This window comes from Yersinia sp. SCPM-O-B-9106 (C-191) (genome assembly GCF_026183365.1).
Taxonomy (GTDB): Bacteria; Pseudomonadota; Gammaproteobacteria; order Enterobacterales; family Enterobacteriaceae; genus Yersinia; species Yersinia rochesterensis.
Window position 1 is genome coordinate 1,025,160 of the sequence record NZ_CP110791.1, and the last position, 24,321, is coordinate 1,049,480.

The window sequence follows — 24,321 nt, forward strand, 5'->3', positions numbered from 1 at the left end:
ATGAGGGTGGTGGGCTGTGGGTTTATCGGCCAGCAAAAAGATATCAGCGGCGAGTCAGCAGCACACCCAGTACCAGGCCTATAGCAGCACCAATACCGACACCTTGCCAAGGTTTATTATGTACATAACTATCGGCATTACCGGCAACATCACGCGCATGTTGTTTCAAACTGGTCGAGCCGCTGAAACGCGCTCGGGCATCGCGTAAGACCCCTTCAGCATTGTGGCGCACCTTAGTAAGTTCCTCTTTTGTTTTGTCACTTGATGAGCGCAAAACATCGTCGAGAGTATCCGCCAGAAGGGTAACGTCCTGATCGAGATCTCTTTCCACTTTTTCTGATTTCCTGAACATTTGACTCTCCGTTCTGTTTGATGAACATTAAGCATAGACCATCACAGCATCGGTACTCAGCTTCAGGAGTCATCCGAATAGGCAATAAACAGTAAGAACATGCTTTGTACATTTGGTTACTCAGCGAAACCAATCACTCACGGAAAGAAAAAATCCATTCCTCTATGATTCTTCCAACGGCCCCACCGGGGGCTTAGCGAAACAAACTCTGAGGATTTTAAAATGAAAAAAGTATTAGCGCTGATCGTTGCTGCAACCATGGGTCTGTCTTCTGTTGCTTTCGCTGCCGAAACAACTGCGGCCGCTACAGCAGCACCAGCTGCAACCAGCACTACTGCTGCTGCTCCAGTTGCAGAAAAAGCTGCACCAGCTAAAGCAACTCATCACAAAAAACACAAAGCAACTAAACAAACTACCGAGCAAAAAGCACAAGCAGCTAAGAAACACGAGAAAAAAGCACCAGCTCAAAAAGCACAGGCTGCTAAAAAACATGTGAAAAAAGCACCAGCTCAAAAAGCACAAGCCGCTAAAAAACACCATAAAGCCGCTAAAAAATCAGTAACTGCGCCAGCTGCATAATAACGCCGGAAGGCGGGCGATATTGCCCCGCACAGTCGAGCCAACTTTAGACACCCGGTTAATACCGGGTGTCTTTTTTTATAGGCTAATCATCATGATCAATCGCTATCTGTTCGAACTGATTTTCAGTGTGATCACACTGTGTGGTGTATCACTCGCCTGTGCGCTGTTTCTCACCGATTCGGTCATCTAACATCAAGGCAAAATATGCTGCCGATACAGATAGGTTATGATTTGCTGCACGGTTTGTTGATGCAATTTTTCCCATTTCGCCGCCCAGATTCAGTGACTCATTGGGGGTAATAAAATAGTAGGCGTCAATCAATAGCAAGGGGGCGGTGCTGCATTCTCTCTGACGTTGTTCAGTGTCGCATTTGTCGGGATCCGGCTGTTATTCAGCAATAGTATTGACCGTCATGGTGGTTTGAAAGTGACTGTGGTTTCTTTCCTGATAGAAATCGTCGGTTTGTTACTGATTTGGGGGGCGGCATTGATTGTGGCTTTCGGAGTATTGCTCATACTGCGGTTATTACAGCAACAACAGCGCCGAGATAACGCCATCCGGCTTGATGGCGTGTAGACTATTCTGAAATAGTCGGTTTGAGCCAATAAAGACGTGGTTTCCCTTATTTATTACGGTAAGGTCGCTCAATAGTAGTTAAAAAAAGGGGAAACACATGTATTTGCGGCCAGATGAAGTGGCTAGAGTCCTGGAGAGTGCTGGCTTTATGCGGGATTATACGGTTGATCAGGCTTACGGTTATCGGAAAGCGGAGCATTACGTTTATGTCAACCGAGAAGCCCGCATGGGCAGGACAGCATTAATTATCCACCCAGCGAAAAAAGAGAAAAGTTTGTTGTTTGCCACACCCACGGCAACACTTCGTATCAGTGATAAGTATCCCGAGTTTCCGCTTTATCTTGCTGGGGAAACAGAAGATCGCTACGGTATTGCCCACGGTTTTAGCTCAAGAGAAATGTTATTGCGCTACCTGAACAGTATGTTCCCGTAAATTTTTCCTATCCTTGCCGCACTCTATTTCAGCGCGCCGTAATGCCATCATTAATGCAGCACGGCGTCGGCTTCTTGGTTAAATTGCAGATTATAATTGCGGCGAAATTGCGCTAATTCAAAGGCATCCAAATCCAACTCAGCAAAATAGAACAAAGCCGCTTCAGTATGTTCGGCTGTTAGCATGGGGGAGATATGCGAGCGAACCAGCGTATTTCGCCATTGCATCACATTTTCGTCGGAAGGGTCTTTGATAAAGGTTTGGTAGATAAAGACCAGATAAGCCGCCTTTCTGACATCTTCGGCATAACCATTGCTGGTGGAGCGAATAAACATTTGTGTTTGACGCTGCCCCATTTCTTGCAGCATTGATTCAATATAAATTGGTTTTATCTTCAGTAAATTAGCCAGCGTATCCACGGCTTTGCGAGTATCTGAGGTCATTACACGATAACCCACAATAAAAACCACGATTAAAACAGCAATAATTATCCACGTCATGTAGTGTTTCTTTGCGCCATAAAAGGTGAAATTGACAACGTAAAATTATCTGGCTGTTAAATCGCCGTCCTCGATAAATCAACGAAATGATTACTGATTATTGCCACTGAAGTTATCACTATTTTTCTGCTGATTATTCAGATGGTGGTTAAACGCGGCGGCATCTTTCGCTAGTGCATCCAGGTGAGCACCCAGCATTTTGATCTGCCTGACCAGAGAATGTTGCTCGGGCAAGGTATTCGCGGTGTTAAGCTTTCTCAGTAGCATGTCATTTTTAGCACGCAATGCTGTTTCCCGCGCTTTTGACTGCTCCAGCTCATGTTGCAGCGCGTTGTAACTTGCCTGCCATGTCTGATGTTGCTTTTCAAAAGTTGACTGCAACTCACTCATTGCATTAAGAAACTTGGTTTCAATCTCACGCATTATCATTGCTTTTCCTTTATGACGGCTTCCGATTTTCAGTGGCAGTATAGCGAAATCTGAGCATAACCTCACCCGCTAGAATGTGTCTTTCATTGCAGGTATTAGCAACATAACTGTGATGTTTTATCACAATTTTTTTTAATCTTTCATTAATCCATGAAATAAATAAGCCTTGCTATTAATGTCTTAGCATGCGTTAATACTTTCATCGGTTTGTGGTACAGACCTATTTATGTAAGCCATTTAAGTAAAGCAGTTCCTAGTTAAAGCGATATTTTTAGACATCACTTCTCCGACGAATTTCCTTCTTTAGTGCCCCCATAAGTAACTCTTGATAAACAGACCTCAATTGCCACGTATTGGCACAAAATAATGAAGGAAATATCTCTATGTCTACTAAAATGACTGGTTTAGTAAAATGGTTTGATGCAGGTAAAGGTTTTGGTTTTATTTCTCCAGCAGACGGCAGCAAAGATGTATTCGTACATTTCTCTGCAATCCAAGGTACTGATTACAAAACTCTTGATGAAGGCCAGAACGTAGAGTTCAGCATCGAGCAAGGCCAGAAAGGCCCTTCAGCTGTAAACGTAATCGCACTGTAATTTACACTGCTGTAATACACGTTTCGCTGTAATAGAAAGCCACGTTCTTAGTTGAATGTGGCTTTTTTATTATTCCGAATATTTAAACTGCCGCCGATATACTGCGGGTGTGATCCCCACTATTTGGCGAAATGCATTTCTAAAACCTTCAATAGTCTGAAATCCACAATGTTCGGCGATACCTGCAATATTGATTTGGTCCCTTTCCAATAATTCCTTCGCTCTATGCATTCTCTCGTGTTGTAACCAAACTTTAGGGGTTTGGCCGGTTGCCAGATAAAAATGCCGTAAAAAGGTTCTTTCACTGAGCGCTAACTGTGCCGCCATCTGATTAATTGACCAATTTTCATCCAGACTTTCGCGTACTTTCTCCATCAATTTCGCCATATCGCGGTGAGTTTCTTTGACGACCGGCGTGGGAATAAATTGCTGTTGTCCCCCCCGGCGTTGCGGGGCCATCACTAACCGCCGAGCCACCTGATTGGCGATTTGGGTACCAAAGTCACGGGTGATCAGATGTAAGCAGGCGTCGATACCGGCGCTGCTACCTGCCGAGGTAATAATTTGTCCTTCATCGACATACAGGACATTCGCATCGACACGAATATCGGGATAATGCTGCGCCAGATAGTCGGTGTAGCGCCAATGTGTAGTGGCGCTTTTACCGCGTAATAACCCCGCCGCTGCCAGCACAAAAACACCGGAACAGATAGAAATAATACGTGCGCCGCGTGCGAACGCTTGCTGTAATGCATCAATTAGCGCCGGTGAAGGGCGGGAGTCAGGGCTGCGCCAGCCGGGGATCACAATGGTTTTAGCCTGTTCCAGCAAGGCTATCCCGGCATCAACTTGAATGTGTAAAAGACCATTGGCCGTGGAAATATGTTTATCGACACCAACCACTTGATGCTGATACCAAGGGAAATCAAATTCTGGGCGAGCCAGACCGAATATTTCCTGCGCAATACCGAACTCAAACAAGCACAGTCCGTCATAAGCCAAGGTCGCGACCAGACCGGGATCTTGTTTCACACCATGGGAAGCTAAATGATTCATTGGCGGATCTCAGTGGTTTATTGTCATTTCTGCCACTGTAATTGGCTTATATTATTTCATAAAGTGATGCTTCAAAATATTTAATGGAGACATCATATGAGCAGCTTAGTGAGCCAGACTCCCCCGGCCTCTCCTGACCGGGCATTGCAGCACTTTTCTCAGCGTTTGGTATTTGAAACTGATTGCTCGGATGTATACACCAGCCAGCAACAGGGGACAGTGGACTTTGTTTTGGTCGATGTGCGCAATGAGGCCGCATTTGCATCGGCACATGTGCCGGGCGCTATCAATATTCCCCACCGATTAATGGATGCAACTTTGCTTTCTCATTATCCAATAGAAACTTTATTTGTCATTTATTGCGCCGGGCCACATTGCAACGGTGTTCACCGTGCGGCGGTCAAACTTAGCCAATATGGTTATAGGGTTAAAGAGATGATCGGCGGGGTGACGGGATGGCGCGATGAGGGGCTATCTTTGAATGATTTGGCTGATAAAATCGGTGATACAGCTAGCTGTGGTTGCCATCTTTGAATTTGCCTCTCTTTCTTGTGAATCGCTGTCATTATCACTATTATTCTTGGCACTTATTATGGAGTAGCTGGTAGAGTAGTCGCGGTTTAGTTCATTTCGGGAATTCAGTATGCGCTCTGTTTATCTGTGGGTGGTCGTGGTGGCAATTATCATCACTGCGTTGGTATCACAATTCAGCTTCTTTTTCATTGAGCCTCAGGCGAATGTTAATGAAGGGAAAGTTCTGGTGCTCAAACGAACTCCAAAAATGGGTTTTATTGATAGCCCTCGGGGTTATTGTCAGCGCGAATATCCCACCGAAGACTCGATACACTGCGAGTCGAGAGTTTTGCCTCCACTATTGGAAAGTACCCATGCTATTTATGAACTGCCATTTAGTGATTATTTTTACGAAATGACATATCAAACTCCACAGTAAACTTTTCTATCAATAGCCCTAAACCCAATATATTCGCGCTATATTAATATTTTTAATATAAGTCACTATTAAATAGTTTCATTATGTTAATATTTATTACTAACAGATTAATCCGAGCGAAATTGGGGACTTTTCCTGTCTTCCAAATATTCATACCTCCAGAGTCAGTCTTTTGTATTCAGTTGACCGTTAGAATTCTTTTTGAGCAATGTGATGGTTATTTTTTGTTCAATCGAGTGGAGGGGAATAAAAGATAATTGCTTTCAGATTAGGCACTAAAGACATTTCTATACTCAAGAATGTCTACTTAATCACTCTCTTCTCATTCCGGCTATGATAACTTTTAATTAGTGGATAATCGTGTGTCGCCGGGGCTAATTTTATTATTTCGTGCTCTTGCTGATTATTTTGAATAAATGATGATAGCCAAAGGAATTGAGATGTCATTCATCACTTCGATTACCCCCCTAACTAGTAAGCAGCCTAACTAATAGGTTGAGTCTCTTGGTTTGGGGTGACTAATAGGCAAATGTTGTTGCTAATTCGCAGGAGAAAGATTATTCCTACCCTTTTGATCTCACTGTTTTTTGTGACTTTTATAGATGTAGATCAATTTTATTTATAATGCATTTTATTTCTGCCTTGGTTTTTTTTGATTTCCCTCATCTAAACCTGATATTTGTCACATAAATACTTTAATGCACCAATAAATAAGGTGAAGATTAGTCATTAATGCTAATTATGGTGTGTATTACCCATATTAATGTTTAGTGCTACGCTTAATTACTTGTTGAATCTTTGTCTGACAGGCAATGCCCTATATTCGCTAGCTAATTTATCAAAGGATGATTCATGTCTAAACGTCTATGGCTCCGAAATACCTTGCTGACAGCCGCTTTATTAAGTGCTTTTTCTGTTCCAGTGAGTGCCACAACTCACACACTACAATTGGCTATCGGTGATGAGCCGACCGAAGGTTTTGACCCCATGCTCGGCTGGAGCCATGGGAGTTATCTGCTGCTGCATAGCCCTTTACTCAAACAAAATGAAGATCTCAGCTGGAATAGTTTTTTGCTGAATGACTATAAAACCAGCGATGACGGCAAAACCTGGACTCTGACACTTAAACCTGACCTCAAATTCTCCGACGGTTCACCTCTGACAGCCAAAGATGTGGTGTTTACTTACAATAATGCGGCGGCCAGCGGCGGCAAAGTTGATATGGGTAACTTCCTTAGCGCAGAAGAAATTGACCCTGTTAATGTTCGTATTCAACTGAAAGCGCCACAAAGCACTTTTGTGAATGTTTTGGGTTCACTGGGTATTGTTTCAGCGGATAAATACGACGCAAAAACCTATGCACAAAAGCCTATTGGTGCTGGCCCCTACCGCCTAGTGAGCTTCCAGCCGGGCCAACAAATGATTGTCGAAGCGAACCCTTACTATTCGGGTAATAAAAATGATTTCGATAAGCTAATTTTTGTTTTCCTTGATGAAGACAGTGCTTTTGCAGCAGCCCAAAGTGGGCAGTTAGGTGTCGTCCGTATTCCTCCATCCATGGCGGTTGGCCCGGTTAATAATATGAAGTTATGGGTCAGGCCAAGTGTAGAAAACCGCGGCATCGTATTCCCGACCCTTCCGGCAGGTAAAAAGGATGCACAGGGTTACCCGATTGGGAATGATGTCACTGCGGATGTCGCGATTCGCCGTGCCATTAACTATGCCATCAACCGCCAACTGTTGGCCGACCAAATCATGGAGGGTCATGCAATCCCCGCCTATACCGGCGTGCAGGGTTTGCCATGGAATAATCCGGATTCTGCCATCAAAGATGGTGATATTGAAACAGCCAAACAGATATTGGAGCAAGCTGGCTGGACGCTAAACAGTGCGGGTATCAGAGAGAAAAATGGCGTCCCGGCCAAAATCACACTTTGGTATACCAGCGGGGACACCACTCGCCGCGACTTAGCGCAGGCGATACGTTCCATGCTCAAACCTATCGGTATTGAGGTTGATTTGAAATCCGGTAGTTGGGAAACCGTAGAGCGGAATATGCATGCCAATCCTACCCTGTTTGGTTGGGGAAGCCTCGACCCGATGGAGCTTTATCATCATTACAGCAGCAAAGCGGCGGGTGTGGAATATTATAATCCTGGCTACTATCAGAACCCGGTAGTGGATAAACATCTGCAACAAGCGCTGGATGCCCCAACCTGGCAGCAAGCCGTGCCGTTCTGGCAACAAGTGGATTGGGATGGGACGACCGGTACCGGTATTCGTGGCGATGCGGCATGGGCATGGTTACTGAATATTCAGCATACTTATCTGGCGAATAAATGTGTCGATTTAGGTAAGGGAGCGCCGGAAATCCACGGCTCGTGGTCGCTGCTCAATAGCCTTGATAGCTGGAAATGGACTTGTCAGTAATGAAAGGGTTTTCGCTATTTACTCTGCGTTTAGCTTGCCTGCTGCTGGTTACGGCAGTCGGCACCTTTACGTTACTGAGTTTCTCCCCAGTTGACCCAATCCGCGCCTATATTGGTAGTGATTTGCTGCATGTTCCACCGGAGCAGTATCCACTGATTGCTGCACGTTGGGGGCTGGATTTACCTTTGTGGCAGCGTTTCCTGCACTGGTTTACTCAAGTATTACAAGGGGATTTTGGTTATTCGATGTTGTACAACGCGCCGGTTTCACAAGTCATCGGCGAGCGTTTTGCTACCTCGTTTGCATTGCTATTCTCGGCTTGGTTATTCTCTGGCATTGTCGGGCTATTGATGGGGCTGACGGCGGGGCGCTACCTTAACCGCTGGCCGGATCGTGTGATTTCTAGTTTGTCCTATTTATTAGCGTCATTACCCACTTTTTGGATTGGTTTATTACTGTTGTCATTATTTGCAGTAAAACTGAATTGGGCGCCCATTTGCTGTGCATGGACCCCTGGGAGTAACGCGGAAACCGCCAGTTGGAGTGACAAACTGCATCATCTTATTCTGCCGATGTTGGCCTTAGGATTGTTGGGGGTTGGTAATATTGCGCTACATACCCGCGCCAAAGTGGCCGAAGTGATGAACAGTGAATTTATCCGCTATGCACAAGCGCAAGGGGATAAAGGCTGGCCCTTAGTCAATTTCCATATTTTGCGCCATGCCATTACTCCGGCGCTGTGTCTGCAATTTGCCTCGGTAGGTGAATTATTGGGCGGTTCTTTATTAGCAGAAAAAGTCTTTGCCTACCCAGGGTTAGGGCAGGCGACCATTGATGCCGGGTTACACGGCGATATTCCGTTATTGATGGGGATTGTCATGTTTTGCGCCATCTTGGTCTTTTGTGGGAACAGCATTGCCAATGTGCTGTTACACCGCTTGAATAGAGGGGCTGCGCGGCAATTATGACTTATAACCCAAATCGAGCTTTATTTCGGCTTTTTGTTTCATTAGCGCTATTAACCATTTTAATTATCTATGGCTGGGCGATATACCCTATTGAAATCCCAATGGATTTAATGGCCCGCCGCCAACCGCCGTCATTGGCCTATTGGTTTGGAACTGACAGCTTAGGCCGTGATCTGTGGCTGCGCTGTTTTCAGGGAATGACCACTAGCCTGCAAATTGGCTTGATTGCTGCCTTTGCCAGTGGTTTGTTGGCGATGATTACTGCCAGTTTATGTTCAATAAATAAAACATTGGATTATCTGATTCGTGGGTTGGTTGACAGTATGTTGGCCCTGCCGCATTTACTGTTATTGGTGCTGATTTGCTTCACTTTAGGGGGAGGGAAGCACGGCGTTATTTTGGCGGTGGCATTAACCCACTGGCCGAAACTGGCCTTGATTTTGCGCGCCGAGATTTTGCGTATTCGTGAAACTGACTATGTAATGCTTTCACATCGTTTAGGTAACAGTAATTTCTACCGTTGGCGTCATCATCTGCTACCGTTATTACTGCCACAGTGGATTGTTGGCACGCTGCTGATGTTCCCCCATGCAGTGTTACACAGCGCGGCACTCAGTTTCTTGGGGTTTGGGTTGTCACCTCATGAGCCGTCGTTGGGGATTTTATTGGCCGATGCACTTCGTTATTTGAGCAGTGGTGCATGGTGGCTAGCATTTTTCCCAGGTCTGATTTTGGTCGGGTTGGTATTGATATTTGACCAGTTTGCCCGATCACTGCAACAACTCTGGGTGAGGATAGCCTGATGTTGAGATTTTCAAAATTTGCCATTGATGTTGCTCATTATCGTTGGCTTGGTCGAAAAAGCTGGCACCCTTTACTGAGTAATATTTCTTTGGAGGTGAACCCTGGGGAGTTAGTCGCGCTTGTCGGCGGCAGTGGTGAGGGTAAAAGTCTGCTCTTGCAAAGTGCGCTGGGGTTGTTGCCAGAAAACATGCGTTGCCGTGGCGAGATTATTCTGGATGGCGACGTTTTGTGCGCGCAAGACAAAATTGAGCGGCGCGGCAAAACATTATGTTATGTCCCTCAAGGGGTTAGTGCCTTGAACCCCCTGATAAAAGTGGGGTCGCAAATGACCCGTGCAGCACAACTCAGTGGCGTAAAACTGCGGCTGGAAGATGTCGCGATGCAACTACAAACCTATAATCTCGCACCGGGGTTGATACATGACTTTCCGCGCCAACTTTCTGGCGGCATGGCAAAACGGGTACTGACCAGTTGTGCAACCCTGACCCATGCTCGCTATATTCTGGCTGATGAAGTGACTTCATGGCTGGATGATGAGCACGCCTGCCAACTACTGACCCATTTGCGCGCTTTTTGCCAGCAAGGGCGGGGGATTTTATGGGTCACTCATGATTTGGCGCTGGCAGCGCGGTTTGCCGATAAAATTGCGGTGTTACATAAAGGTGAATTGCACGAAACATTGAGTGCCGATGAGCTGAAAAATAACGGCGGTAGCCCGTGGTTGCAATCACTATGGGCGGCATTGCCGGAGCAGCAATTTGTCAGCCAGCCGATATCGCCAGCGGAGGTGGCAGAATATGTTTAGTGTCGACCACCTGACTATTGATCAAGGGGGAAAACGGCTGTGGGATTCGGTCTCATTTTCGTTGAAACCGGGAGAGCGATTGGGGATTTCAGCACCCAGTGGTTTTGGTAAAACCACCTTGGGGCGGGTGTTGGCACAATGGCAATCGGCAATATCAGGGCAAATTTTAATCAATGGCGCGCCACTGGCTAAAAAGGGTTATTGCCCTGTTCAATTAGTACCTCAGCATCCTGAACAAAGCTTCAATCCTTATCGGACAACAGGTGAGAGTTTGCATGATGCCTGGCGGCCTGATGCACAGTGGCTTGAGCGAATGGTGGTTAATCCGGTTTGGCTAAAACGGCGGCCTGATGAATTATCTGGCGGGGAATTAGCCCGCATTGCCCTGTTGAGAGCTTTGGATCCCCGAACCCGTTATTTGATTGCCGATGAAGTCACCGCGCAATTAGATGCCCATGTTCAAGCACAAATTTGGCTAGTTTTATTGGAGGAGGCCGCCCGCCGCCCGTTAGGATTAATTGTTTTCAGCCACAATAAATCCCTATTGGAGAAAGTCTGCTCACGTATATGGATACCTGAAAGAGAGCATGAAAAACCGCCTTATTCGCGGCCAGAGCTAAATCCTCATCTCGGTTTGTCCATGATAAAAACAGGCTGAATTCGGTGATCATTAATGGGAGGTAAATAAAAAATCTACAATAAAGTAATAATGGTTGACTAAATAAGTAGTTTTTATAGACATAAAATTAAAAATATCTTGACTAGGGTCATGTTATTTTTAAATAGTTAAAACTGTTATCTGCCAGATAGGAGGAGTAACTGTTAACATAGCGGATGGATAAGGTTTTATCATTGCGATGATGTGCCGGTAAATATTCATTTGTAATGAGTGTGAACTTAATTCCAGAGTATTTCTAATGTTGGGGTGTGTTTTTATACATCATTTTACAAGGTTGATATTCCTTGTGATTTATCCTGCTTGCTTTTTATCCTAAATATTTTTTTAGCATAAACCCTCTATTTAAATTCCATGAAAACTTCATTCGCGACAAATATAAACCAATAGAAATTTTAATATATCATATTGATTTTATATGGTTATTTTTTGGTTTCTTTGTGTTTTACACGTCAATTTTTATTAAATTTTCAATTAGTAATGAATTTTTCAGGTTTTGGTCTATATTGGTTAGAGATGATTTTTTTATAGCAAAATATTGATTTATAGACATCTCTGCTACAAAAAAATAGACCGAAACTAGGTGTTGAATACAGGGATTTAGTAGCTATGACATTAGCTATAGAACGCAAACGATTAATCGATTTTCCTCTGTATCTTTCACTATGGATAAAGGCAGTTATTCTTTTCTGTTTTAGTAAGAAATTATTAATGAACACTCTTTTACTATTGATTGAGATAACTAAAAGCGGTAAAAAACACCTATCCGAACAAATCATCATACAAATAAATCTGACGGGATAACCCGACTAACACAGTTGTGATTCTCAACTGTGCCACTGCGGTTATTGGTCGTCTTCAGTTGGTTGTTTTTCTCACTTTCACTTTTTTAACACGATACAGGAGGGCTTATGCAGCTCACCCCAAGAGAAGTTGAAAAGCTCATGATCTACACGCTGTCTGATGTGGCGTTCAAACGCAAAGCGCGTGGCTTGAAACTCAATTATCCGGAGGCCGTTTCTATTATCACAGTGACTGCAATGGAAGGGGCCAGAGATGGCAAATCTGTAGAAGATGTGATGAAAGAAGCCAGTAAAGTTCTCACAAAAGATGATGTGATGGACGGCGTGGCTGATTTGATTCCAAATGTTCAGGTTGAAGCAATTTTCACCGACGGTAGCCGTTTGGTCACGGTGCACGACCCCATTAAATGAATGACGGCAGCATGCGAGTAAAACCTGAACTGAACATTGCAGAGGATTAAAGCATGAGCACAAAAACAAATACCACAAAGGCAAGTACCGCAAAGGCAACGAGCACAAAGACGAACAGAGGAACGAAATCAAGTACCGCTTATTCAGAACAAAATACCCCGCTCGGTGGCTGCATTTTAGCTGATACGCCGATCACCTTTAATGAGAATAAGCCTGTTACTAAAGTGAAGGTCCGTAACACTGGTGACCGGCCAATACAAATTGGCTCACATTTCCACTTTTTTGAAGTTAACCGCGCTCTGGAGTTTGACCGTGCTGCGGCTTACGGAAAAAGACTGAATATCTCTTCAACAACTGCAATCCGTTTTGAACCCGGTGATGAAACCGAAGTTCCGCTGATCCCTTTCGGTGGCAAGCAAACACTGTATGGCTTTAATAACCTGGTGGATGGTTGGACCGGTGAGGGCGTGGTGCCTAATAGCGAGCGCCCGGATAAGCTCGAAGCTATCCGCCGCGCGGCTGAGCGTGGTTTCAAATCGTCTAAATGACACTTTATTTCAATAAAAATCATCGAAATTCGCATACGTGTATTTAGTTATAAAACTATTTAGCTAACAACTACACGCACCGGAAAAGGAGCGACAGATGCCTCAAATTTCTCGGCAAGAATACGCGGGTCTATTTGGCCCAACGACGGGCGATAAAATCCGTTTGGGTGATACCAATCTGTTTATCGAAATCGAAAAAGACCTGCGTGGATATGGTGAAGAGTCAGTTTACGGCGGGGGTAAGTCATTACGCGATGGGATGGGCGCCAATAACCATCTAACCCGTGATAATGGCGTACTGGATTTAGTGATAACCAACGTCACTATTGTTGATGCCCGCTTAGGGGTGATTAAAGCTGACGTTGGCATCCGTGATGGCAAAATTGCCGGGATAGGTAAAAGCGGCAACCCAGGCGTGATGGATGGCGTGACACCTGGCATGGTGGTGGGTGTCAGCACTGATGCTATTTCCGGTGAACATTTGATTCTGACCGCCGCGGGTATTGATAGTCACATTCACTTAATCTCTCCGCAGCAGGCTTACCATGCGCTATCTAATGGTGTGGCGACTTTCTTCGGCGGGGGTATTGGCCCAACCGATGGTACCAATGGGACGACGGTAACACCTGGCCCGTGGAACATCCGCCAGATGCTGCGCTCAGTCGAAGGTCTTCCTGTCAACATCGGTATTCTGGGTAAAGGTAACTCTTACGGCCGTGGCCCATTGATAGAACAGGCGATCGCCGGTGTTGTCGGCTATAAAGTCCACGAAGACTGGGGTGCGACAGCCAATGCGATCCGACATTCATTGCGGATGGCAGATGAGATGGATATTCAGGTTTCGGTACATACCGATAGCCTGAATGAATGTGGTTATGTTGAAGATACCATTGATGCATTCGAAGGCCGCACAATCCATACCTTCCATACTGAAGGTGCGGGTGGGGGCCATGCGCCGGATATCATTCGCGTCGCCAGCCAGCCTAACGTACTGCCAAGTTCGACTAACCCAACCCTGCCGTATGGGGTCAATAGTCAAGCCGAACTGTTCGACATGATTATGGTGTGTCATAACCTTAACCCGAATGTGCCCGCGGACGTCTCCTTCGCCGAAAGCCGTGTGCGCCCGGAAACCATCGCGGCAGAAAACGTCCTGCACGATATGGGGGTTATCTCCATGTTCTCCAGTGACTCACAAGCCATGGGGCGTGTTGGGGAAAACTGGTTGCGTGTCATGCAAACCGCTAACGCGATGAAAGCATCTCGCGGCAAATTGCCAGAAGATGCGCCGGGCAACGATAATTTCCGCGTCCTGCGTTATGTGGCAAAAATCACTATTAATCCGGCGATTACGCAAGGTGTTAGCCATGTCATCGGCTCTGTTGAAGTGGGCAAAATGGCCGACCTGGTGCTGTGGGACCCACGTTTCTTCGGCGCTAAACCTAAAATGGTTATCAAAGGTGGCATGATCAACTGGGCGGCGATGGGTGACCCGAACGCATCATTGCCGACGCCACAACCGGTATTCTACCGTCCAATGTTTGGTGCCATGGGTAAAACCATGCAAGACACTTGCGTCACCTTCGTTTCTCAGGCTGCACTGGATGACGGTGTGAAAGAGAAAGCTGGGCTGGATCGTCAGGTTATAGCGGTTAAAAACTGCCGTACCATTTCTAAACATGACTTGGTGCGTAATGACCAAACACCAAACATTGAAGTGGACCCTGAAACCTTTGCGGTGAAAGTGAACGGCGTACATGCCACCTGTGAGCCAATTGAGACCGCGTCAATGAACCAACGCTACTTCTTTGGTTAATGAAAGCTTTGGTTAATGAAAGCTTTGGTTAGTAAAAGCTTTGGCTAACGGATGAGTCTGGATGTAAATCCAGTTCTTAAGTATTCAGCTTGCCCAGGGTAAGTGTCATCTGGCTCAAGGATGGGCCGCGAAAATGGCTGGGATGAGTGGCACATAAACGGATTTTATTACTTTGGGCAACTGGCTTTTGCCAAAAATACAGGCAAGGAGTCAATAACATGATTTTGATAGAGCACATTCTTGGCAATGTGAAAAAAGATCCGATTTGGCAAGAGAAGCTCAAAGACGCCACTTTTGATCTCTTGGTTTTGGATCAACGGGAAGCGCAAAAAAGTCGCTGCCGTAAACTCAGCACTCAGGGATTAGATCTCGGTATTTCGCTCGATCGACACGTCGTCCTTGCTGATGGCGATGTGCTGGCATGGGATGAAAAAAACCGTGTCGCCGTAGTGGTGCAAATCAATTTGCGCGATGTCATGGTGATTGACTTGAGTGAACTGAAAAGTCGTTCTCCAGATGAACTGATTAAAACCTGTTTTGAGCTGGGGCATGCACTGGGTAACCAGCACTGGAAAGCGGTAACGAAACATAATGAAGTTTATGTGCCTCTGACGGTAGCCACCACCATGATGGATTCCGTGATGAGAACCCATGGCTTCCAGCATTTACCTTTCCGTTTTGTTAAGGGGGCAGAAATTCTGCCGCTGCTCAGTAATTCTGAAGCGCGCCTGCTATTTGGCGGTGCTGAAGATACCGATACTCATGTTCATGTCGCCAGCCCTTTGGATGAACCCCATGGTTCCGGCTTACATATTCACGCGATTCATTCCCACGGTGATGGGCATTCACATGACCATGACCATGACCACAGTCATAGCCACGGCGATCATGACCACGACCATAAACACTGATTCACGCAGGGAGGCACCGCAATGAATGCATCAGACCTCATTCGTATCATGCAATTTGGTGATTCCGTTCTGCCGGTCGGGGCCTTTACGTTTTCCAATGGTGTGGAATCTGCCATTCAAACAGGCGTCGTGCATGACGTGCAGACGTTAAAAGGCTTTGTTTTGACGGCGCTAAAGCAGGCTGCCAGCTGTGATGGAATGGGGGTTGTTGTTGCCCACCGAGCAGTGGTAGCCGACTCTCGTGACGATATTATCCGTGCTGATTGGGCCGTGCATAACCGTAAATTAAATGAAGAAAGCCGCTTGATGGCAACCCGTATGGGGAAAAAGTTGGCGGAGATGTCAATCCACGTGGTGGAGCATCCGCTGATCAGCTGGTGGCTGGAGCAGATAAAAAGTGGCAATACCGCAGGGACTTATCCGGTCACTCAGGCGGTAGTCATGGCAGCACAGGGGATAGGGCAGCGCGAAGTGGTGGTGATGCACCAATATGGCGTGGCGATGACGATATTAAGTGCGGCCATGCGGTTGATGCGCGTAACCCATTTCGACACACAACATATCTTGTTTGAATTGAACCACGACATTGAGAAGTTCTGTGATATTGCCGAAATTGGCGATATTAACCAGATGTCTTCTTATGTCCCTATTGTGGATGTTCTGGCGGCGGTACACGTGAAAGCGCACGTCCGCTTATTTAGTAACTGATCGGGCATTCAGTGACCGATAAAAATGAATTCTGAGTGCTGGGTTTTTTCTGCTAACCGAGTACAGAGCCAAAAACAGATTAAATTGAGAGGATGACCCCGTGAATAGCCATTCAACCGATAAACGCAAAAAGATTACCCGCATTGGTATTGGTGGCCCGGTAGGTTCAGGTAAAACCGCCATTATCGAAGTTATTACCCCGATTCTGATCAAACGGGGCATTAAGCCACTGATCATTACCAATGACATTGTCACCACCGAGGATGCCAAACAGGTAAAACGCACCCTGAAAGGCATTCTGGATGAAGAAAAGATCCTTGGCGTTGAAACTGGTGCCTGCCCGCATACTGCGGTGCGTGAAGACCCAAGCATGAATATTGCTGCGGTGGAGGAGATGGAAGAGCGCTTCCCTGACAGTGACTTGATTATGATTGAAAGTGGCGGTGACAACCTCACGCTAACCTTCAGCCCGGCACTGGCAGACTTCTATATCTATGTTATTGATGTGGCGGAAGGGGAAAAAATTCCGCGTAAAAATGGCCCGGGCTTGGTTCAGGCGGACATTCTGGTTATCAACAAAATTGACCTCGCCCCTTATGTTGGTGCCAGTCTGGATGTGATGGAAAGTGATACCAAAGTGGTTCGCGGCGAGCGCCCTTATATTCTGACCAACTGCAAAACGGGTCAGGGCATTGAAGAGCTGGTGGATATGATTATGCGCGATTTCTTGTTTACTCACGTACAGCCGCAAGGAGAGCATGCATGACATCGCAGAGCCAGAATATCGTGGAAACTCCTTCACGGGTTCGCGCTCACGCATTAGGTGTTAACGCGCCGGAATTAGCGGAATATCAAGATGAACCGGCGCAAATGCGTAGCGGGGCCGTAGGGAAAAGTGGCTATCTCAAGCTGAGATTTGCCAAACGTGAGCATCGCAGTATTTTGGCAGAAATGGAGCGGCGGGTGCCGTCGATGGTGCAAAAAGCGCTGTATTGGGATGAAGAAATGCCAGAATTGCCGTGTGTCACTATGATTTCGACCTCAGGGTGCATTTTACAAGGGGACCGGCTGGCCACTGATGTGATTGTGGAGGCGGGGGCTTGTGCCCATGTCACCACACAGTCGGCGACTAAAGTCCACATGATGAATGCGAACTATGCATCGCAGATACAAAATTTTACTGTAGAAGAGGGCGGCTATCTGGAATTTATGCCGGACCCGCTTATTCCACACCGTAATTCGCGCTTTATTACCGACACCACCATTAATATTCATCCTACGGCGACTGCGATTTATTCGGAAGTGCTGATGTCTGGGCGTAAATATCACCATGCGGACGAACGCTTTGGTTTTGATGTTTATTCATCCCGAGTGGCGGCACACGTTTTTTTGGGTAAAGAACTGCCAGCGGGTAAAGAGCTATTTGTAGAAAAATATGTGCTGGAACCAAAGTCAGAAAGCCTGGATGCCATCGGAGTTATGCAATCCTTTGATGCGTTTGGCAATGTGATTTTATTAACGCCTAAAGAGCATCACGATCGAATTCTGGCGAGAGTACCGGCCCATTTTGATATGAAAGGCGGCATTGCCAGTGGGGCGACGCGTCTACCGAATGATTGCGGTCTGGTATTTAAAGCACTGGGTATCGACAGTGCTGGCGTTAAGAATGAAATCCGTGAGTTCTGGAAAATAGCTCGAGAGGAAATTCTCGGTATTACATTGCCAGAAAAATTCTTGTGGCGCTAAGAGCTTAGGCCTAGTCATCGGCCTCATGCATTTACAGCTTCAAGTCAGAAGGGTAAAAATAATGAATGCAAAAACAGGTCACCAATCCGGTTGGGCACAACTGAGTGCTTCGAATGTTTTCATTGAATTTATCGATACAACGTTGCGCGGCTGTGCTCAAGTCATGTTCCAGAATAACCCACTCACTGGGCTATTCTTTTTTATTGCCATATTTGTCGGAGCCTATGGCGAAGGAAACCCAGCTGTAGCCTATGGCTGTGTATTGGGTACTGTGGTTGCCACACTTACGGGGTTAACCATGCGGGACCGTAAATCGTGGCGCTCAGGATTATACGGTTATAACGGCTGTCTGGTAGGGGCGGCACTGCCGACATTCTTGGTCGTCACGCCGGTTGTCTGGGCCTGTATTGTTTTGGGCAGTATTGTGTCGGTCATTGTCATGGTTTGTATCGCCGATATTTTAAAAACCTGGAAAGTTGCAGCATTAACCGCACCTTTTGTTCTAACCACTTGGATGATATTGCTGGCCAGCTACGCCTTTTCCGGTCTGCAAAGTAGTGGATTACCAGCACCAGCACTGCCCCATCAATTGATGTTAGAGACCAGCGCGGCGGCTGGTGGCAATATTTTCGTCAGCATGTTTAATGGTGTTTCGCAGGTATTTCTATTCAGTAGTTTAATTGGCGGCATTCTTTTTATCATTGGGCTGGCGGTGGAATCACTGTGGGCAGCAGTTTTTGCTCTTGGTGGCTCGCTATTGGCACTTTTTACCGCCATATTCCTCGGGGCAAATCCCAGCAGTATTGATGTCGGACTTTATGCATTCAGTGCGGTACTGACAGCGATTGCCTTAGGTTCGACATTTAATAAACCGAGCTGGCGTGTTTTGGCTTATACCATCGTCGGCGTTATTTTTACGGTTATCGTACAGGGTGCGCTAAATATCTTCCTGGCCCCGGTGGGTATTCCTACGTTGACCATGCCTTTTGTTCTCGCTTCATGGTTATTCCTGGTCCCTAATAAAGAAGTGATGCCAGCACATAGACAATAGTGATTTTATTCTGGAGTACTAACATGACGACTGGGATAGAGAAACGGAGTGCTTTTGGCAATCAGCAAACTAAACGCCGCGCCATTTATTTATTAATTGGCTTACTGGTGATCAATGGGCTGGCGTGGGTTTGGGCTTTTACTGAATTTAATGATAATGCGGTGTTGATGGGGATGGCATTTCTGGCCTATAGCTTTGGTTTGCGTCATGCCGTCGATGCTGATCATATTGCTGCCATTGATAACGTAACCCGTAAACTGATGCAACAGGGGAAGACTCCGATTGCGGTGGGAACATTTTTCTCCCTCGGCCATTCGACCATTGTTATATTAGCATCACTCGCCATCGCTGCGACCGCGATGGCATTTAAAAACAATATGGCGTGGTTCCACGAAACCGGTGGTTTAATTGGTACACTCGTTTCCTCTCTGTTTTTATTGTTATTTGGTTTTCTTAATTTAACTATTCTGATTTCAGTCTATAAAAAATTTAAACAGGTCAAAGCAGGGCATGTTTATAAAGATGAAGAACTTGACCTGTTGGTCACCAATAACGGAGGGTTCCTGGCCAGAGTATTCAAACGTGTATTTAACATGGTGAATAAAAGTTGGCATATGTATCCCGTTGGTTTTTTATTCGGTTTAGGGTTTGATACCGCCACTGAAATTGGGGTTTTAGGGATTTCAGCCGCCAGTGCAACTCATGGTATGAATTTATGGTCAATTATGATTTTCCCTGTTTTATTTGCTTCTGGGATGGCCTTGATCGATTCACTTGATAATTTTGTCATGATTGGTGCTTATGGTTGGGCTTTCTCTAAACCTGTGCGGAAATTGTATTACAACATTACCATCACGGCAGCTTCAGTGATCATTGCATTCTTCATTGGTGGGATTGAAGCATTAGGACTTATTGCAGATAAACTTAATTTAACCGGTGGGATATGGAAACCAATAAATAATATCAGTGAAAACTTAGGCGAGATAGGTTACTGGATTATTGGGATGTTTATATTGTGTTGGATTGTTTCTGCAGTTAATTACTATATTCGCGGTTATGATAAATTAAGTATTACTCGGTAGCTATAATTTAATAAAAAGGCGCTTATCAAGCGCCTTTTTTATAAGAAATGACACTTACAATTTACATGTGTTTTTTAGCAAAACCTAAAATATCCTGTTTAATTTCAGAGAGTTTACTTTCAGGTGCCTTCTTACAAACTTCGACTACTTTCGGTGTCACGATAGTATCAGTCTCATGCAAATCAACATAATCACCTTTCTTATATTGAGTATCATCATTTAATACCCAATAAACCACAGGAGTAAATGACTTAGGATTCAGATCCAGGAATTCTTTGCAGGTCATATCACTCGGGGTAGTCGCTGTTGCGCTAGTGGTCGCTGCAAAGCTGGCTGCGGCAGCGGAAAGTAATAAACCAGTCAATGCAATATTACGAAGTGATTTGTAGGACATGCTTATTTCCTTATTTATCTGTTAAATATGATTAAATATTTAAGACACTTAAATTAAGGGTGATAGATATCACTCAAGTCTACGAGCTTCGGTATATCTGATATGCCGAGGAACTCTTATATTATTAACCAAAACAGTATTAATGCCAACTGTGGGTTTATTATTTTACTCATTATTTAGTATAAATAACTTTACAGAATGTAACATAAGCTGTGTGGTGAAATTATTTATGGTGATGACCGAACAATCATTTGATTTTTGTCAAAAATAATCATATTTGACCATGATTTTTATCATTTTTTATCTATACTTAATTTACCTATAACAATTTTAGTCACTTTATTGATGAAGATACTACAGGAAATTAAGACTAAGGTGTCGATACCACTTTTGTTGGCCATTTTAGTGGCCATTAATGGGTATCTGGTGTTAAGCCCCGTGCTTTTCCGGGCGTTCTCTCATTCAACAGAGGCGATAAACAATTTCAGCACTTGGAAAGAGGCATTAAGTTTTCTTGAATTATTTGAAATTCCGAGATTTATGATCGGTCTGTTATTGATATTGATGTCATTTTCCGTCGCGATGAAAATCCGTACGGCATGGTTTCTCACGGTATTATTGTTGTTTACTATTGTTGCTATCAATATCTTTATTCTGAAAGATCAGAGTAAATTGACGACTTATTCCCTTATTGTTGTTGTCGCTTTACTATTTTATTGGCGTGAGTTTGATCATTACAGTCTCGGAAGTGCAACATTCTTTGCGATCGCGAGTATTTGTTCATTAATCGTCTATAGCATGTTGGGTACACTCTACATGGGCGATGAGTTCGCACCGGCAGTGACCGATTTACCCACTGCGTTCTATTTCGCGATTGTTTGTATGTCAACAGTGGGCTTCGGGGATATTATTCCACATACCACTGTAGCGAGAATGTTCACACTCACGGTGATTATTGCTGGTATTACTGTCTTTGCGGCTTCGATTGCTTCGATTGCCGGCCCGATAATCAGTAATAATATTAAACGCATAGTTAAAGGTAGGATTTATCACGTGGAACGTAAAAATCATTTTATTATTGTCGGTTCCAATTCTTTGGCACTCAATGTCTATAATGGGCTGCGTGACCGGGGTGATGATGTCACTGTTGTTTGCCCAGTTGGCAGCCAACACAATTTTCCTCCACATGCAGATATTATCGAGGGAGACCCCTCTTCGGTAGAAACACTGAAACTGGCGGGGGCCGCCAAGGCAAAATATATTATTGCATTGTGCAACAATGATGCCGACAACACCTTTACTATTCTCGCGGCAAAAGAAATTGCTGGTGAGGGGACGAAAACATTGGCGTTAGTCAATGAAACACAGAATATGCAGAAAGTGAAACGGGTTAATCCTGATATGGTGTTCTCACTGCCATTACTAGGCAGTGAGTTGCTGGTCAGAACCTTAAATGGCGATACAATCAATAACTCCCTCATTGCCGAAATGTTCTTTGGTAATTGCCAGAAATTAGATTAAATCTATTGGGTTATCAGATGTATAAAAACACCCTCATCATGAGGGTGTTTTTATGCCTGGTAGATATTCTCCCTGAATCCTATTATTCCATGGCAGTTTGTGGATCTTTAGGTTTATCTTTAGGGCCGACCATTAAACCCAATTCGACAGCAATAAAACCGACAATCAAGCTGGCAACTAAATAACAGATTGAAACTAAAATGCCACTCGGGGTTTTCATCATTTCGACAGCACCAAATACGAAACTGGAAAATGTCGACAAGCCGCCCATGATACCGGTACCCACCATCAAGTGTACATATTGGTTAATTTTACCGTTTTTAAAGAAAGAGGTAGCTAACCCTAATAAAAATGCGGCGATGATATTGGCGACAAAGATATCCATCGGGAAGCCATCTGCCAACCGTGGTACGGACAGCATGATAAATTCACGACACATAGCACCAAAAGCACCCCCGATAAACACTAAAATAATAAGATTTGGCATAATCATTCTCTCCGATTAATAAGCCAACCATGCACCCAATGCGGCCGCAGCTAAACCGAATAATACAGAAATAATCAGATATCCAGCAGCAATGGCTCTGCCCCGGGTTGTCGATAGTTTTGCCGCATCTAATTGCATGCTACTAAAGGTGGTATAGCCGCCTAAAATACCAGTTAACACCGCCGCATTAATTAAATCGCCATAGCGATCGCGCCAGTCGACACTAAAAAGAATGCTTAGATAGCCAATCACAAATGCACCCGAAATATTAATTAGAAAAGTGCCGAGGGGAAAATTCCCTTTGTATATTTTCCCAACACCTAGCCCTATCCACCATCGTAATAGCGAGCCAATCCCTCCACCTAGCCCAACCCACATTACATCGATTGCAGTCATAAAAAGCCCTCCATCGTTATTTACTAGAGTGGTAATAATAGTAGTACAAATAGACGCTGCGAGTATTCGGATATATGAATTATAAGGTGAGAATTTATGCAGATAGAGGGAGGTGCTTGCAGTGACAAGGGATAGTATTAAAATAGGAATGCTGTTTCAAAAAAATACAATAAACGGAGATAGAAGCTATCATGCCTTACAACGCAGATCCCTCCCGATACAACCAAATGCAATATCGCTTTTGTGGAAAAAGTGGTTTGCAACTTCCGGCACTGTCACTTGGACTTTGGCATAACTTTAGTTTTAACAATACATTAGAATCGCAGCGGACCTTACTGCGCAAAGCTTTTGACCTGGGAATTACCCACTTCGATTTAGCCAATAACTATGGCCCACCACCGGGGTCAGCAGAACAAAATTTCGGTAAGTTATTGCAAGACGATTTTAAGCCTTATCGTGACGAGCTGATAATCTCGACTAAAGCGGGTTATAACATGTGGCCCGGCCCTTATGGTGCTGGCAGTTCACGAAAATATCTGCTTGCCAGCTTGGACCAAAGCTTAAAACGGATGGGGCTGGATTATGTGGATATTTTTTATTCCCACCGTGTTGATGAAAATACGCCGATGGAAGAAACCGCATCAGCATTAGCTCAGGCGGTACAAAGCGGTAAAGCTTTATATGTCGGGATTTCATCCTATTCATCTGAACGGACTGCCAAAATGGTGGAATTATTGCAGCAATGGAAGATTCCTCTGCTTATCCATCAGCCTTCTTATAACATTCTTAATCGCTGGGTTGAGCAAACGAATTTATTAGATACTTTGGATAAACACGGTGTTGGCTGTATCGCTTTTACACCTTTGGCACAGGGATTATTAACTGGGAAATATCTCAATGGTATCCCGGATGATTCTCGAATGAAGAAAGAGGCTGGCGGCTCGTTGAAAGAAAATATGTTGTCGGAGGAAAATCTGATCAGCATCAAGCGGTTGAATGAATTAGCTGAACAACGTGGGCAGTCATTGGCGCAAATGGCCTTGAGCTGGCTATTGAAAGATAACCGCGTTACGTCAGTTTTAATTGGTGCCAGCCGTCCAGAACAGCTTGAGGAAAACTGTGCAGCACTCGGTAATTTGAGCTTCAGTGCGGAAGAATTACGTGCTATTGATCAGCATGTTACTGATGGGCGACTTAATTTGTGGCAAGCTTCATCGGATCGCTAATTTGCCACGATAAATTTTGTCAGTGATAATGCGAAAGCCGGAAGATTTTCCGGCTTTTTTA

The 24,321-nt window shown here is 44.9% G+C and carries 28 protein-coding genes and 1 pseudogene; 22 read left to right on the forward strand and 7 right to left on the reverse strand.

All coding sequences use genetic code 11. The features are described 5' to 3' along the window. Positions 1–43 precede the first annotated feature (43 nt). Entirely contained in the window at positions 44–352 is a 309-nt protein-coding gene (locus OP863_RS04575) for a DUF883 family protein (RefSeq protein WP_038635735.1), read from the reverse strand. Positions 353–574: 222 nt separating this feature from the next. Between OP863_RS04575 and asr the strand changes: the two genes are divergently transcribed. The 3 genes and pseudogenes from asr (at position 575) to OP863_RS04590 (ending at position 1,944) form a co-directional block, all read left to right on the forward strand. Beyond that, on the forward strand, positions 575–931 hold the full coding sequence (gene asr / locus OP863_RS04580; protein WP_145588912.1) for an acid resistance repetitive basic protein Asr: 357 nt from the start codon (positions 575–577) through the stop codon (positions 929–931). Positions 932–1,268: 337 nt separating this feature from the next. Beyond that, positions 1,269–1,511 (forward strand): annotated as a pseudogene (locus OP863_RS04585) (hypothetical protein); the annotation flags it as partial. Positions 1,512–1,608: 97 nt separating this feature from the next. Then, positions 1,609–1,944, forward strand: coding sequence for a DUF2002 family protein (locus OP863_RS04590; RefSeq protein ID WP_145591412.1), 336 nt, complete (start codon positions 1,609–1,611; stop codon positions 1,942–1,944). Positions 1,945–1,994: 50 nt separating this feature from the next. Here OP863_RS04590 and OP863_RS04595 read toward each other — a convergent pair whose 3' ends face one another. Then, complete coding sequence (locus OP863_RS04595) at positions 1,995–2,444, reverse strand: DUF1198 domain-containing protein (protein WP_004390382.1); 450 nt, start codon at positions 2,442–2,444, stop codon at positions 1,995–1,997. A gap of 90 nt (positions 2,445–2,534) precedes the next feature. Then, positions 2,535–2,873, reverse strand: coding sequence for an MbeD/MobD family mobilization/exclusion protein (locus OP863_RS04600; protein WP_038635724.1), 339 nt, complete (start codon positions 2,871–2,873; stop codon positions 2,535–2,537). 383 nt (positions 2,874–3,256) lie between these two features. Between OP863_RS04600 and OP863_RS04605 the strand changes: the two genes are divergently transcribed. Further along, the gene (locus OP863_RS04605; protein WP_038635721.1) at positions 3,257–3,469 is read left to right on the forward strand and encodes a cold shock domain-containing protein; all 213 of its coding nucleotides are present in this window, start codon (positions 3,257–3,259) and stop codon (positions 3,467–3,469) included. A 69-nt stretch (positions 3,470–3,538) separates the two neighbouring features. Here the strand turns inward: OP863_RS04605 and ftrA are convergent, their stop codons facing one another. Beyond that, on the reverse strand, positions 3,539–4,525 hold the full coding sequence (gene ftrA / locus OP863_RS04610) for a transcriptional regulator FtrA (protein ID WP_265525938.1): 987 nt from the start codon (positions 4,523–4,525) through the stop codon (positions 3,539–3,541). Between the two features lie 96 nt (positions 4,526–4,621). On the opposite strand from ftrA, the gene OP863_RS04615 reads away from it, so the two are divergent. From OP863_RS04615 to OP863_RS04690, 16 genes are all read left to right on the forward strand, one after another. Beyond that, the gene (locus tag OP863_RS04615; RefSeq protein WP_038635715.1) at positions 4,622–5,059 is read left to right on the forward strand and encodes a rhodanese-like domain-containing protein; all 438 of its coding nucleotides are present in this window, start codon (positions 4,622–4,624) and stop codon (positions 5,057–5,059) included. Positions 5,060–5,168: 109 nt separating this feature from the next. Further along, positions 5,169–5,477 (forward strand): hypothetical protein, encoded by a 309-nt coding sequence (locus OP863_RS04620; protein ID WP_038635712.1) that lies wholly within the window; start codon positions 5,169–5,171, stop codon positions 5,475–5,477. Positions 5,478–6,329: 852 nt separating this feature from the next. Next, positions 6,330–7,907 carry an ABC transporter substrate-binding protein gene (locus tag OP863_RS04625; protein ID WP_145588914.1) on the forward strand — a complete coding sequence of 526 codons (1,578 nt, stop codon included), beginning with the start codon at positions 6,330–6,332 and terminating at the stop codon, positions 7,905–7,907. After that, positions 7,907–8,875 carry an ABC transporter permease gene (locus OP863_RS04630; protein WP_072089037.1) on the forward strand — a complete coding sequence of 323 codons (969 nt, stop codon included), beginning with the start codon at positions 7,907–7,909 and terminating at the stop codon, positions 8,873–8,875. Before OP863_RS04625 ends, OP863_RS04630 begins: the two co-directional genes overlap by 1 nt. After that, positions 8,872–9,678 carry an ABC transporter permease gene (locus OP863_RS04635; protein WP_042562330.1) on the forward strand — a complete coding sequence of 269 codons (807 nt, stop codon included), beginning with the start codon at positions 8,872–8,874 and terminating at the stop codon, positions 9,676–9,678. The genes OP863_RS04630 and OP863_RS04635 overlap by 4 nt, the downstream gene beginning before the upstream one ends. Next, on the forward strand, positions 9,678–10,484 hold the full coding sequence (locus tag OP863_RS04640) for an ATP-binding cassette domain-containing protein (protein ID WP_145588915.1): 807 nt from the start codon (positions 9,678–9,680) through the stop codon (positions 10,482–10,484). Before OP863_RS04635 ends, OP863_RS04640 begins: the two co-directional genes overlap by 1 nt. Further along, complete coding sequence (locus OP863_RS04645) at positions 10,477–11,142, forward strand: ATP-binding cassette domain-containing protein (protein ID WP_038635700.1); 666 nt, start codon at positions 10,477–10,479, stop codon at positions 11,140–11,142. The genes OP863_RS04640 and OP863_RS04645 overlap by 8 nt, the downstream gene beginning before the upstream one ends. 929 nt (positions 11,143–12,071) lie before the next feature. Then, positions 12,072–12,374: an urease subunit gamma gene (locus tag OP863_RS04650; RefSeq protein WP_002215288.1), complete on the forward strand. Its 303-nt coding sequence runs from the start codon at positions 12,072–12,074 to the stop codon at positions 12,372–12,374. 53 nt (positions 12,375–12,427) lie between these two features. Next, the gene (ureB, locus tag OP863_RS04655; protein WP_038635694.1) at positions 12,428–12,922 is read left to right on the forward strand and encodes an urease subunit beta; all 495 of its coding nucleotides are present in this window, start codon (positions 12,428–12,430) and stop codon (positions 12,920–12,922) included. A 97-nt stretch (positions 12,923–13,019) separates the two neighbouring features. Continuing rightward, complete coding sequence (locus OP863_RS04660; protein WP_145589557.1) at positions 13,020–14,738, forward strand: urease subunit alpha; 1,719 nt, start codon at positions 13,020–13,022, stop codon at positions 14,736–14,738. Between the two features lie 218 nt (positions 14,739–14,956). Beyond that, on the forward strand, positions 14,957–15,649 hold the full coding sequence (gene ureE, locus OP863_RS04665; RefSeq protein WP_145589556.1) for an urease accessory protein UreE: 693 nt from the start codon (positions 14,957–14,959) through the stop codon (positions 15,647–15,649). Positions 15,650–15,670: 21 nt separating this feature from the next. After that, entirely contained in the window at positions 15,671–16,357 is a 687-nt protein-coding gene (locus tag OP863_RS04670; protein WP_038635686.1) for an urease accessory protein UreF, read from the forward strand. A gap of 100 nt (positions 16,358–16,457) precedes the next feature. Continuing rightward, the gene (gene ureG, locus OP863_RS04675; RefSeq protein ID WP_004390399.1) at positions 16,458–17,123 is read left to right on the forward strand and encodes an urease accessory protein UreG; all 666 of its coding nucleotides are present in this window, start codon (positions 16,458–16,460) and stop codon (positions 17,121–17,123) included. After that, positions 17,120–18,103, forward strand: a complete 984-nt coding sequence (locus tag OP863_RS04680) for an urease accessory protein UreD (RefSeq protein ID WP_038635682.1) — start codon at positions 17,120–17,122, stop codon at positions 18,101–18,103. The genes ureG and OP863_RS04680 overlap by 4 nt, the downstream gene beginning before the upstream one ends. A gap of 61 nt (positions 18,104–18,164) precedes the next feature. Then, positions 18,165–19,154, forward strand: coding sequence for an urea transporter (gene yut / locus OP863_RS04685; RefSeq protein ID WP_038635680.1), 990 nt, complete (start codon positions 18,165–18,167; stop codon positions 19,152–19,154). Between the two features lie 23 nt (positions 19,155–19,177). Beyond that, complete coding sequence (locus tag OP863_RS04690) at positions 19,178–20,236, forward strand: HoxN/HupN/NixA family nickel/cobalt transporter (protein WP_265525939.1); 1,059 nt, start codon at positions 19,178–19,180, stop codon at positions 20,234–20,236. 61 nt (positions 20,237–20,297) lie between these two features. Here the strand turns inward: OP863_RS04690 and hdeB are convergent, their stop codons facing one another. Then, positions 20,298–20,630, reverse strand: a complete 333-nt coding sequence (hdeB, locus tag OP863_RS04695) for an acid-activated periplasmic chaperone HdeB (RefSeq protein WP_038635671.1) — start codon at positions 20,628–20,630, stop codon at positions 20,298–20,300. Between the two features lie 345 nt (positions 20,631–20,975). Between hdeB and kch the strand changes: the two genes are divergently transcribed. Beyond that, complete coding sequence (gene kch / locus OP863_RS04700) at positions 20,976–22,151, forward strand: voltage-gated potassium channel protein (RefSeq protein WP_145587897.1); 1,176 nt, start codon at positions 20,976–20,978, stop codon at positions 22,149–22,151. Positions 22,152–22,233: 82 nt separating this feature from the next. Here kch and crcB read toward each other — a convergent pair whose 3' ends face one another. Then, positions 22,234–22,638, reverse strand: coding sequence for a fluoride efflux transporter CrcB (gene crcB / locus OP863_RS04705; protein WP_038639745.1), 405 nt, complete (start codon positions 22,636–22,638; stop codon positions 22,234–22,236). 15 nt (positions 22,639–22,653) lie between these two features. Beyond that, positions 22,654–23,034, reverse strand: coding sequence for a fluoride efflux transporter FluC (locus OP863_RS04710; protein WP_038635666.1), 381 nt, complete (start codon positions 23,032–23,034; stop codon positions 22,654–22,656). Positions 23,035–23,225: 191 nt separating this feature from the next. Here OP863_RS04710 and mgrA point away from each other — a divergent pair, with 191 nt between their 5' ends. Beyond that, positions 23,226–24,260, forward strand: a complete 1,035-nt coding sequence (mgrA, locus tag OP863_RS04715) for an L-glyceraldehyde 3-phosphate reductase (protein ID WP_145587893.1) — start codon at positions 23,226–23,228, stop codon at positions 24,258–24,260. The last annotated feature ends 61 nt before the right edge of the window (positions 24,261–24,321 follow it).